Origin of the sequence: Craurococcus roseus, assembly GCF_039523795.1 — a bacterium.
GTDB classification, from domain to species: Bacteria; Pseudomonadota; Alphaproteobacteria; order Acetobacterales; family Acetobacteraceae; genus Craurococcus; species Craurococcus roseus.
In genome coordinates this window covers 64,971-75,544 of sequence record NZ_BAAAFZ010000028.1, presented here as the reverse complement: position 1 = coordinate 75,544, position 10,574 = coordinate 64,971, and the positions used below count along the sequence as shown (strand labels likewise).

The 10,574-nt window shown below is 73.3% G+C and carries 10 protein-coding genes; 2 read left to right on the top strand and 8 right to left on the bottom strand.

Going from position 1 to position 10,574, the window contains the following annotated elements; genetic code table 11:
• Positions 1 to 121: 121 nt before the first annotated feature.
• The 3 genes from ntrC to dusB are packed head-to-tail and all read right to left on the bottom strand — an operon-like array spanning position 122 to position 3,899.
• Positions 122 to 1,570 (bottom strand): nitrogen regulation protein NR(I), encoded by a 1,449-nt coding sequence (gene ntrC, locus ABD067_RS11530; protein ID WP_343895441.1) that lies wholly within the window; start codon positions 1,568 to 1,570, stop codon positions 122 to 124.
• A complete protein-coding gene (locus ABD067_RS11525) occupies positions 1,567 to 2,775 on the bottom strand; it encodes a two-component system sensor histidine kinase NtrB (protein ID WP_343895440.1) in 1,209 nt (402 codons plus the stop codon). The genes ntrC and ABD067_RS11525 overlap by 4 nt, the downstream gene beginning before the upstream one ends.
• Complete coding sequence (gene dusB, locus ABD067_RS11520; protein ID WP_343895439.1) at positions 2,772 to 3,899, bottom strand: tRNA dihydrouridine synthase DusB; 1,128 nt, start codon at positions 3,897 to 3,899, stop codon at positions 2,772 to 2,774. The genes ABD067_RS11525 and dusB overlap by 4 nt, the downstream gene beginning before the upstream one ends.
• 98 nt (positions 3,900 to 3,997) lie before the next feature.
• Between dusB and ABD067_RS11515 the strand changes: the two genes are divergently transcribed.
• The gene (locus ABD067_RS11515) at positions 3,998 to 5,158 is read left to right on the top strand and encodes a bifunctional 2-C-methyl-D-erythritol 4-phosphate cytidylyltransferase/2-C-methyl-D-erythritol 2,4-cyclodiphosphate synthase (protein ID WP_343895438.1); all 1,161 of its coding nucleotides are present in this window, start codon (positions 3,998 to 4,000) and stop codon (positions 5,156 to 5,158) included.
• A gap of 120 nt (positions 5,159 to 5,278) precedes the next feature.
• Positions 5,279 to 5,878, top strand: coding sequence for a phosphatase PAP2 family protein (locus tag ABD067_RS11510; protein ID WP_343895437.1), 600 nt, complete (start codon positions 5,279 to 5,281; stop codon positions 5,876 to 5,878).
• A gap of 250 nt (positions 5,879 to 6,128) precedes the next feature.
• Here the strand turns inward: ABD067_RS11510 and ABD067_RS11505 are convergent, their stop codons facing one another.
• From ABD067_RS11505 to ABD067_RS11485, 5 genes are all read right to left on the bottom strand, one after another.
• On the bottom strand, positions 6,129 to 6,461 hold the full coding sequence (locus ABD067_RS11505) for a hypothetical protein (protein WP_343895436.1): 333 nt from the start codon (positions 6,459 to 6,461) through the stop codon (positions 6,129 to 6,131).
• Positions 6,458 to 7,399, bottom strand: a complete 942-nt coding sequence (locus ABD067_RS11500; RefSeq protein WP_343895435.1) for a DnaJ C-terminal domain-containing protein — start codon at positions 7,397 to 7,399, stop codon at positions 6,458 to 6,460. The genes ABD067_RS11505 and ABD067_RS11500 overlap by 4 nt, the downstream gene beginning before the upstream one ends.
• A 775-nt stretch (positions 7,400 to 8,174) precedes the next feature.
• A complete protein-coding gene (gene cutA / locus ABD067_RS11495; protein WP_343895434.1) occupies positions 8,175 to 8,522 on the bottom strand; it encodes a divalent-cation tolerance protein CutA in 348 nt (115 codons plus the stop codon).
• Positions 8,519 to 9,712, bottom strand: coding sequence for an acetyl-CoA acetyltransferase (locus ABD067_RS11490; protein ID WP_343895433.1), 1,194 nt, complete (start codon positions 9,710 to 9,712; stop codon positions 8,519 to 8,521). The genes cutA and ABD067_RS11490 overlap by 4 nt, the downstream gene beginning before the upstream one ends.
• A gap of 195 nt (positions 9,713 to 9,907) precedes the next feature.
• Positions 9,908 to 10,546: an imm11 family protein gene (locus ABD067_RS11485; RefSeq protein WP_343895432.1), complete on the bottom strand. Its 639-nt coding sequence runs from the start codon at positions 10,544 to 10,546 to the stop codon at positions 9,908 to 9,910.
• Positions 10,547 to 10,574 lie beyond the last annotated feature (28 nt).

The window sequence follows — 10,574 nt, the reverse complement described above, 5'->3', positions numbered from 1 at the left end:
GCGCCCAACCCGCCCCGCGGCGCGGCTGCGGCCGGCGCCTCCCCGGGTGGCGGCGGCGTGGAGGGCGCGGCGGCGCCCCGGCGCAGGCCGCCGCCGAGGACGTAGCGCCGCACGACGCCCATCAACCGAGGCCCCGCACGACCGGGAGGTCGAGTTCGCGGATCTTCTTGCGGAGCGTGTTGCGGTTCAATCCCAGCATGGCCGCCGCCTTGATCTGGTTGCCCCGCGTCGCCGACAGCACGAGCCGCAGCAGCGGCCGCTCCACCTCGGCGAGCACGCGGTCGTAGAGGTCGCGCACCGGCGGCCCGTCGCGGTGCGCGGCGACGAAGGGCCGGAGGTGGCGTTCCACCGCCTGTTCCAAGGTCTCGGCGCGCGGCCCCACGCCTCCGCCCCCGCCGGCCGACCCGGCTTCCGCGAGCTCGCCGGCCACCGCGTCGGCGCCGATCTGCTCCTGCGGATAAAGCGCCGCGAGGCGCCGCATCAGGTTTTCCAGCTCACGCGCGTTGCCCGGCCACTTGTGCGCCTTCAGGCGTTCCAGCGCGTCGGGGCTCAGGTGCTTCTGCGGCAGGCCGGAAGCGCGGGCGCGGTCGAGGAAGTGACGGGCCAGCAACGAGACGTCCTCCGCGCGCTCCCGGAGCGGCGGCAGGCGGATGGGGACGACGTTGAGGCGGTAGAACAGGTCCTCGCGGAACAACCCCTGCCGGATGGATTGTTGCAAGTCGCGGTGGGTCGCGGCCACGATGCGGACGTTGGCCTTGACCGGCTGCCGGCCGCCGACGGTGGTGAACTCGCCCTCTTGCAGCACGCGCAGCAGCCGGGTCTGCGCCTCCGCCGGCATGTCGCCGATCTCGTCGAGGAACAGCGTGCCGCCGGCCGCCTGCTCGAAGCGCCCGACGCCGCGGTTGAGCGCGCCGGTGAAGGCGCCGCGCTCGTGGCCGAACAGCTCGCTCTCGATCAGCTCGCGCGGGATCGCGGCCATGTTGACGGCGACGAACGGCCCGGCGCGGCGTCGTCCGTAGTCGTGCAGCGCGCGCGCCACCAGCTCCTTGCCGGTGCCCGACTCGCCGGTGATCATCACCGTGAGGTCGGTGGTCGTGAGCCGCGCGACGGTGCGGTAGATCTCCTGCATGGCCGCGCTGCGGCCGATCAGCGGCAGGCGCTCCTCGGCGTCGTCGCCCGCTTCCTGCTCCGCGCGCTGCGGCGCGGCGAGCGCCCGCTCCACGATGGCGAGCAACTCTTTCAGGTCGAAGGGCTTGGGCAGGTATTCGAAGGCGCCGCGTTGGGCGGCCTTCACCGCGGTCATGAAGGTGGATTGCGCGCTCATCACCACGACGCGCAGCTCCGGCCGGACGCGGCGGATGCGCGGCACGAGGTCGAGGCCGTTCTCGTCCGGCATGACCACGTCGGTGATGACCAGGTCCCCTTCGCCGTCCTCCACCCAGCGCCACAGCGTGGACGCGGAGGAGGTCGCGCGCACCTGGTAGCCGGAGCGGCCGAGCGCCTGGCTCAGCACGGTGCGGATGGCGCGGTCGTCGTCGGCGATGAGGATGGTCCGGCCGCCGTCGCTCACCGCGCCCCTCCCCCGTCGCCGGCCCTGGACCCGCCGCGGCCTTTGGCGCCGCCCCGCGCCGGCGGCATGGCCAGCAGCAGGCGGAACACGGTGCGGCCGGGCCGGCTGTCGCACTCTATCAAGCCGCCCTGGTCCGCCACCAGCTTGGCGACGAGGGCGAGTCCCAGCCCCTGCCCGCCGCGCTTGGTCGAAACGAAAGGCTCGAACAGGGTGGCGCGCACCGCGTCGGGGATGCCCGGCCCGTCGTCGCGCACGCTCACCACGAGCGGGAGGTGCATCCGCTCCTTGCTGCCGGGCACGGCGATCCGCACCCCGTGGTGGTAGGCGGTGGACAGCGCGATCTCGCCGCGGCCCTCGGCCGCGCGCCCTTCCGCCGCCGCGGCCTCGGCGGCGTTCTTCACCAGGTTCAGCAGGATCTGCACCAGCAGGTCGCGGTTGCCCCAGACGGGCGGGAGCGAAGGGTCGTACTCCTCGACGATCCGCAGGTGCGCGGCGAAACCGTTCTGCGCGACGCGCTTCACGTGGTCCAGCGCCTGGTGGATGTTCACCGGCTCCAGCTCCACCGGCCGGTCGGAGAACATGTCCATCCGGTCCACCAGGCCGCGGATGCGATCCACTTCGTCCTGTATGAGCTGGCACAGCTCGCGGTCGCCCTCCGAGGCGCCCTGTTCGAGAAGCTGCGCCGCGCCGCGGATGCCGGACAGCGGGTTCTTCACTTCGTGCGCCAGCATGGCGGCCATGGCAGAAGCGCCGCGCGCCGCGCCGAGGAAGTCTTGCTGCCGGCCGAGCATCCGCGCCGTGGAGCCGTCCTGCAAGGTGAGCACCACCCCGCCCGGCAGGTCGGGGAACGGGGCGCCGTGCGCCGACACTACGCCGCGGCGTTGCAACCGCGGGCTTTCCAGCACCAAGTCGTGGTCCGACACCGGCGCGTCGTGCGCCCGCACCTGCGCCAACAAGGCGAATAGCCGCCCGTCTTCGGGGAGCAGGTCGGCCAAGGCGAGCGCCGCGAGGGAGGGCGCGGACAAGCCGAAGAAGCCCTCCGCGGCCGAGTTGGCGAAGCGGAAGCGGTTCTCGCCGTCGAGCACCACCGTGGGGGTCGGGAGCGACGACAGGATGGCCGAGGCGCCGGGCACGGTGACGGGCGCGGCGGTCGCCGCCGCGGGGCGAGGGCCGCGCGCCTTGGCGGCGAGCGCGCCCGCCGTCACGCGGCCAGCCTCCCCGCCGCGGCGCCTTCGGCCTCCTTCGACACGCCGCGCGCGTGGAAGGCGGCGCGCGCCGCTTCCAGGCCCTGGTCCAGCAAGGGGCGGTAGAAGCCTTCGATCAGCGCTTCCACGGCCGGCGCGTCGTCCAGCGTGTTGACCCGCGCGCGGAACTCCGCCGATCCGGGCAGGCCCTTGGAGTACCAAGCGACGTGCTTGCGGGCCAAGCGGAGGCCGGTGACGGTGCCGTGGTGGGACAGCATGTCCCGGAGGTGCTCCAGCAGCACCGCGAGCTGCTCGGCCAGCGCGGGCTCGGCGGCCGCGCGGCCGGTGGCGAGGTGCTCCGCCACCTGGCGCGGGAACCAAGGGCGGCCGTAGCAGCCGCGCCCCAGCATGACCCCGTCCGCGCCGGAGCGGCGGAGCGCCTCGGCCGCGCCTTCGGGCGTCAGTATGTCGCCGTTGACCAGCACCGGGATGCGGACGGCGTCCTTCACCTTCCGGACGAAATCCCAATCGGCGGTGCCGGTGTAGAGCTGCTGGCGCGTGCGGCCGTGGACGGTCACGAGGCGGATGCCGGATCCCTCGGCCACGCGGGCGAGCACCGGGGCGTTCAGGTTCGAATGGTCCCAACCCATCCGCATCTTCAGCGTCACCGGCACGTCCGGGACGGCGCGCACCGTCGCTTCCAGGATGCGGGCGGCGCGGATCTCGTCGCGCATCAGGGCGCTGCCGGCCTGCTGGCCGACCGCGACCTTCTTCACCGGGCAGCCGAAATTGATGTCCACCACCGCGGCGCCGCGGTCCACGGCGAGCCGCGCGGCGTCGGCCATCACCTCCGGGTCGCAGCCGGCGAGTTGCACGGCGGAGGGCGCTCCGAAGCCGTCCACCTCGGCCATCTTCAAGGTCTGCCGGTTCTCGCGGACCATGGCTTGGCTGGCGATCATCTCGCTGACCACCATGCCGGTGCCGAGGCGCCGGGCGAGGCGCCGGAACGGCAGGTCGGTCACGCCCGACATCGGCGCGAGGTACACGGGTGTTGCGATCCGCACGCCGCCGCCGAGGTCGATCGGCCGCAGGGCGGGAACCGAAGAACCAGCCGCCGCTGGAGTTGCGGGCGCAGCGATGCTCATGATTTGGGCAAACTACGCGACCTGCGGCGGCGGCGCAACACGGCATCGCGCAACAAGCCACTGTTCCGAGCAGCGAAGGGCCGCTAGACCCCGCGCCCATGCAGGTTTCCGCCCTCCTGATGGCCGCCGGCCGCGGCGCCCGGTTCGGCGCCGACGCGCCCAAGCAGTACCTGCCCCTGCTCGGCCGTCCGGTGCTCCGCCACGCAGCGGAGGCGCTGCTGCGGGACGGGTTGGTGGAACGCCTCCTCCCCGTCTGCGCCCCCGGCGAGGAAGCGCGGGTGGCGGCGCTGCTCGACGGGCTGCCCGGCGTGCTCGCGCCGGTGCCGGGCGGCGACACGCGGCAGCGGAGCGTGCGCGCGGGGCTGGAGGCGCTCGCCTCCGCCGGGCCGGCCGCCGACGCGGTGCTGGTGCACGACGCGGCGCGGCCGGTGGTACCGGCGGGGACAGTGGCGCGGCTGCTGGCGGCGCTGGCCGAAGCGCCGGGCGCCATCCCGGCGCAACGCGTGACGGACACCTTGAAGCGGGGCGACGCGTCGGGGCGGATCGTTTCCACCGTGCCTCGCGAGGGCTTGTGGCGGGCGCAAACGCCACAGGCCTTCCGCTTCCCCGAGTTGCTGGCCGCGCACCGCGCCGCCCCGGGCGAGGCGACGGACGACGCGGGGATCCTGGAAGCGGTGGGTGGGGCGGTGGCGCTGGTGGAGGGATCGGAAAGCAACGTGAAGATCACCTTCCCCGAGGATCTTTCCCGGGTGGCGGCGGGCCTGTCCGCCGGGCTGATGCCGCGGGTCGGCACCGGCTTCGACGTGCACCGGATTGCGGCCGGGCGGCCGATGGTGCTGTGCGGTGTCCGCGTGCCCTGCGAGTTCGGGCTGGACGGGCATTCGGACGCCGATGTCGGCATCCACGCCCTTTGCGACGCGATCTACGGGGCCTTGGCCGAGGGCGACATCGGGCGGCATTTCCCGCCGAGCGAGATGCGCTGGAAGGACGCGGACAGCGCCCGGTTCCTGCGCCACGCCGCGGCGCGGATCGCGGACCGCGGCGGGGTGCTGGCGAACGCCGACGTGACTCTGCTTTGCGAACGGCCGAAGGTCGGGCCGCACCGGGACGCCATGCAGGCGCGGCTCGCGGAGTTGCTGGGCGTGGAACCGTCGCGGATCGGCGTGAAGGCCACCACCACCGAGCGGCTGGGCTTCACGGGGCGCGGCGAGGGCATCGCGGCGCAGGCGGCGGCGATGCTGCTGCTGCCGCCTGGGTAGCGGCGGCCCGTTCCCGTGAACGCGGAACGGTCGAGCCCGCCGGTAACCGCCAGACGGATCGTTATAACCGTGACCGGTTCGTAAGCCGACGCGGCGGCACGGCCGTGGTACGGGGCGGCCATGCACTTCCTCACCGATTTCGCTGACCTCGGCGTCCTGCTGCCGTTGACGGGCCTGGTCACGCTGTCCCTGGCGCTGGTCGGCAAGCGCCGCGAGGCCATCGCCTGGACCCTGGCCGTCACCGGCACCTTCGCGGCGATGCTGGTGCTTAAGCTCATGGTCTTTGTGGTCTTGGGCTCCGGCTCGATCAGGGGCCTGGGTAACCCGAGCGGGCACACCGCCGCCGGCATCGTGGTGTACGCCGGCCTGGCGACGCTGGTCGCCCGGCGCTTCGCCTCGCGGCTGGCGGTCGCCTTGTTCGCCGGCGCGGCGTTCGGCGCGCTGTTCGGCTTCAGCCGTTGGGCGCTGCGGTACCACAGCATGGCCGACGTGCTGGTCGGCGGCGCGGTGGGAATGGCCGGCGTCCTGGCGCTCGCCTGGCTGGCCGGGCCGCGCCGGGCCGAGGAGGAGGTGCGGTCCGCCGGCCGCGGTCGCGCCGGGATGGCGGTCGTGGCCGCCGTGTCGCTCATCGCGGTGCTGACGCTGCACGGCACCAAGCTGCACGCGGAGGCGGCGCTCCGGTCCATCGCGGCGGAGGTGCGGTCCACCGTGAAGGGGTAGGCCGCGCCGCGGACCAAGCCCGTCGGCGGGAGCGACCGCAGGCGGGGGAGACGCTGGTCCATTGCCGCGGAGGCGCGGCCCACAGCCAACGTATGCGTCTTGCCGCGGGCTCGGCCCGCCGCCCGGGGCGACCGCACGCGTCGGCGGCGCTGCTGGTCCGGCGCCGCGGAGGCGCGATTCACCGTCGAGCGACGGGCCGGGCCGCGGACCGTGCCTGCGGTTCTGCCGTCGCGGCGCCTCGCGGGCGGCGTCACCTGTGCGGTTCCTGCCGCGCCGCTGCCAGCACCGCCCGGCGCACCTCCGCCGGCTGCTCGTCCAGGGCGGCGAGGAGGGCGCGGACGGCGCGGCGGGCGTCGTAGAGCTGGTCGATGAGCGACAGCACGAGCGGGATCAGGTCCTCCGTCACCTCCAAGGTGACGCGGAGTTCCACCAGGAGGCCGACGCGGGCCACGTCCATCTCGGTCAGGCGCCACGCACCGTCCGGGCCGCGCTCGGCGCGGACCCAACGGCGCTGGATCCAAAGCGTCAGCTCGTCGGGCGCGAGCTGCGGGAAGCGCTCGGCCACCGTTTCCAGCGCGATCATGGCGCGAGCATCCCGGCGCGGGGGTCGCGCGCGTCGCGCGAGGCCCAACGTTTCAGGAACTCCTCCAACTCGGGCTCCGGTTCGGTCGGGAGAATTGGTTTGAGGACAACGTATTGGTGGCCGCCGTTCACGCCGCGTCCGCGCAGGCGGAGGCGCGTGCCCTCGCCCGAGCGGGGCGGGACGGTCAGCGTCACCGGGCCGTCCACCGTGGGCACCTCCACCCTGGCGCCGAGCACCGCTTCCTTCAGCGTCACGGGAAGGTCGACCACGATGTCGTTGCCTTCGCGGCGGAAGAAGCGGTGCGGCTGGACTTCGAGCACGGCCAGGAGGTCGCCCGCCGGGGCGCCCTCGCCGGTGCCGGGCATCCCTTGGCCGGCGAGGCGGAGCACAGTGCCGGTTTCGGCGCCTTTGGGGATGGAAAGGCGCACGGCGCGGCCGTCCGGCAGCGTGACTTCGCGCGAGGCGCCGCGCGCCGCGTCGAGGAAGGACACCTGCAAGGACGCCCGCACGTCGGCGCCGCGCCTCGGGCCGCGCGGGGCGCCGCCGCGCCCTCCGGCCGCGCCGCCGAAGGCGCGGGACAGGAAGTCTTCCAGGTCGGACTCGTCGAAGTAATCGCCGAAGCCGCCCGCGGAGGAGCGGTAGCGGGCGCCGCCCGGGGCGTCGGCCCAGTCTCGCCACCCGCCGCCGGCGCCCGGGGGAGGAGGCGGGGCGCGTTCGGCACCGGAGGCGTCGATCTCGCCGCGGTCGAAGCGGGCGCGCTGGTCGGGATCGGACAACAGGGCGTAGGCGGCGCTGACCGCCTTGAAGCGCGCTTCGGCCTCCGGCTTGTCCGGGTTGGTGTCCGGGTGCCAGCGCTTGGCGAGAGTGCGATAGGCCTTGCGGATCTCGTCCGCGGAGGCGGTGCGCTCGACGCCCAGTATCTTGTAAGGATCGTCCATTGCGACCCGTCCTTCATCCCGCGCGGAGGCCGGTGGCCCGGCACGGCCGCCGCTCCGGCGCCGCCTCGCCGGCTCCGCCTCGCCGGCTCAAGCGGCTTCCGGACAAAAGTTTCGGCTCCGGCCGGCCCTTCGCGGCGTACCCGGGGTGCGCTGTTCGCCTGGCTGGTCCTCGGTCGTCTTTTGCCGCTTTCGGACGAATGCTCGGCTTCGGCGCCGGGCGAGCGTGCCGCGCCGGTTTCGCCGCGGCTCGGCCGCCGGCCCGTGAGGCCGCGTCCGGCTTCCGCTTCATGGGATCGCTGCTCCCACGAAGCCTTTCGTCGCTTTCGGACAAAAGCCCAGACCCGATGCGGCGCGGGCGTGGCGTGCCCTGCTCCCCCTGGCCCGGCCAGGCTGCCGCATCGACGCGCCGCCTCTTGCCGCTTTCGGACAAAAGGCCGGGCTTGGCGCGGCAAGGGTCCGGCATCCTGGTGCCGCTCCGGCCCAGCCATCGGGCCCTATCGCCGCGTCCGCTCTTCGCGTGGCCGCTTGGCCGGTTGCGCGGTGGATTTTGCTGCTTTCGGGCAAATGCTCCGGTCCCGCCGGCGGCGGCCGGGTTGGGCGCTCCTGCCGCGATCGGGCGCGATGGCGCCAGGCCGTGGCGTTGGCCTTGGAGATGGCGACTCCCGGGGCTTCGCATCGGGCTCGACGGGTTTCCGACCAAGGGCTCGCCTCCGCCATCTTGCGAAGTGATTGTACCATTTTTGTTCCGGTTTGGCGAGGCATTCCCGCCGGCGGCCTACGGCGGGGCTCGCTGCGGGACGACGCCGGCGCGCACCCAATCGAGGAACTCCGGGTCGCCCGCCTCGGCCGGGAAGGCGACGATGCAGGGCAGGTCGTAGCTGTGCAGGGCGCGGACACGGGCCCGGAGCGCGTCGAAGCGCCCCGCCGTGGTCTTGGCGAGGAAGGCGCACTCGGCGCCCTCTTCCACCTTTCCTTCCCAGCGGTAGATGGCGGTGTGGCCGGGGAGGATGTTGACGCAGGCGGCCAGGTTCTCTTCCACCAGCGCGCGGCCGATCCGCCGCGCTTCTTCGGCGTCGGCGGCGGTGACGTAGACGGAGAGGACCTGGTCGCCTTCGGTCGTCACTGCGCGCGTTCGAGGATGGAGACGTAATTGGCCACCGCGGCGCCACCCATGTTGAAGACGCCGCCGAGGTCGGCCTTGGGCAGTTGCATCGCACCGGCCTGGCCGGTGAGCTGCATCGCCGTCAGCGCGTGCATGGAAACGCCGGTGGCGCCGATGGGGTGGCCCTTGCTCTTCAGCCCGCCGGAGCGGTTGACCGGGAGCTTGCCGTCCTTGGCGGTCCAGCCCTCCAGCGCGGCGCGGGCGCCCTGCCCTTCCGGCGCCAGGCCCATCGCCTCGTACTCGATCAGCTCGGCGATGGTGAAGCAGTCGTGCGTCTCGACGAAGGAGAGGTCGGTGACGCCCTTCAGGCCGGCTTGGTCCAGGGCGCGCTTCCAGGCCTCGGCCGGGCCTTCGAAGCGGGTGATCTCGCGGGCGGCGATGGGCAGCAGGTCGTTCACCTGCACGGCGGCGCGGAAGCGGACGGCCTTGCCCATGGCGCGGGCCGTCTCGGCGTCGGTGATGACCAGGGCGGCGGCGCCGTCCGAGACCAAAGAGCAGTCGGTGCGCTTGAGCGGCGGGGCGACGAAGGGGTTCTTCTCGCTCTCGCGGCGGCAGAACTCGAAGCCGAGGTCCTTGCGCATCTGCGCCCAGGGGTTGTCCACGCCGTTCTTGTGGTTCTTGGCGGCGATGGCGGCGAGCGCGTCCGACTGGTCGCCGTGGCGCTGGAAGTAGCTCTCGGCGATGCGGGCGAAGACGCCGGCGAAGCCGCCCCGGATGTCCTGCTCGGTCTTGCGGTAGCTGGCGGAGAGCAGGATGTCGCCGACCTTGGGGCCGGGGGTCGCGGTCATCTTCTCGGCGCCGAGGACGAGGGCGAAGCGGCCGCGCTTGGCGGCGAGGAAGTCGAGCGCGCCGTGGATGGCGGCGCTGCCGGTGGCGCAGGCGTTCTCGAACCGGGTGATCGGCTTGAAGCGCAGCTCCGGGATGGATTGGAGGACGAGCGAGGACGGGAAGCCCTGCGGGGTGAAGCCCTCGCCGAACACGCCGACGAAGCCGGCGTCCACCTCGGAGGGCTCGATGCCGGCGTCCTCGATGGCGGCGCGGCCGACGCGGGCGAGCAGTGATTCGAGGTCGGGCTCGTCGAGCTTGCCGAAGGGCGAGTGCGCCCAGCCGACGATGCAGGCTTCCGGGGTGCCGCTCCTGGCGTCCGACATGCTTTGGTCCTCCTCCGTAGTTGGGGAAGAGATAGGGTGGCGAGGCGGGTGGGCCAAAGGGGTCTCTGATGCTGCCTCCACCGCTGCAACCATCCTGCCTTGGAAGTAGTGGGGCTTTCAAACAGATCTATCGGTCGGTGACTTCAACGGCTGCTCAAGCTCAAACAGGACTTGGCTTCCTTTTGGGAGTTTGGCTCAGCGCCGCTGCGAGGTCTCGGCAGGGAGGAAGTCCAGGCTGCGCGTGTACTTGGCCGCGCGGCAGGCGTCGCGGACCGCGCGCGAGGCGTACATGCTGACGGGTGACACCTCGTCGCGGAACAGGTTCAGCCCGTCCGGGATGTCCGGCCGCAGCAAGGGGCGCGCGGGCAGGTCCGGGTCGTAGCGGCGGCCTACCGGTTCGTGGACGATGCGCCGCCCCATCGCGCCGGCGTCGTAGGCCGGCACCAGGCGCGTCACATCCACCATGCAGAACGCGCCCACCGGCAGCGCCGTGCCGTCGCCCAGCCGCACCTCGACGGGCAGCAGCTCGACGTCCCCGCGCTGCAGCCCACGCAGCAGCCCGGCGAGGCCCGCCGAGGCGAGCAGCCAGGAAGGGCCGGCGAAGTAGCAGGCGTCGGCCAGGCGCTCGGCGTGGCGCTGCCTGGTGCGGAACACGGGCGTCGGCTCGCCCTTCATGGGCCAGCAGTCCCAGCCTCGGCCGCCGCCGACGTGCCCGTAAGGGTCGGGCCCCGGCGCGTTCGGCGCGCGGCCGTGCCCCACCCGGTTCACCCACTCGACGCCGGGCCACTGCCGCATGACCTTGGCTTCCAGTTCGTAGAAGCGCGGCTCGGGCATCACCTGACGAGCACCGCGGCGGCGTGGC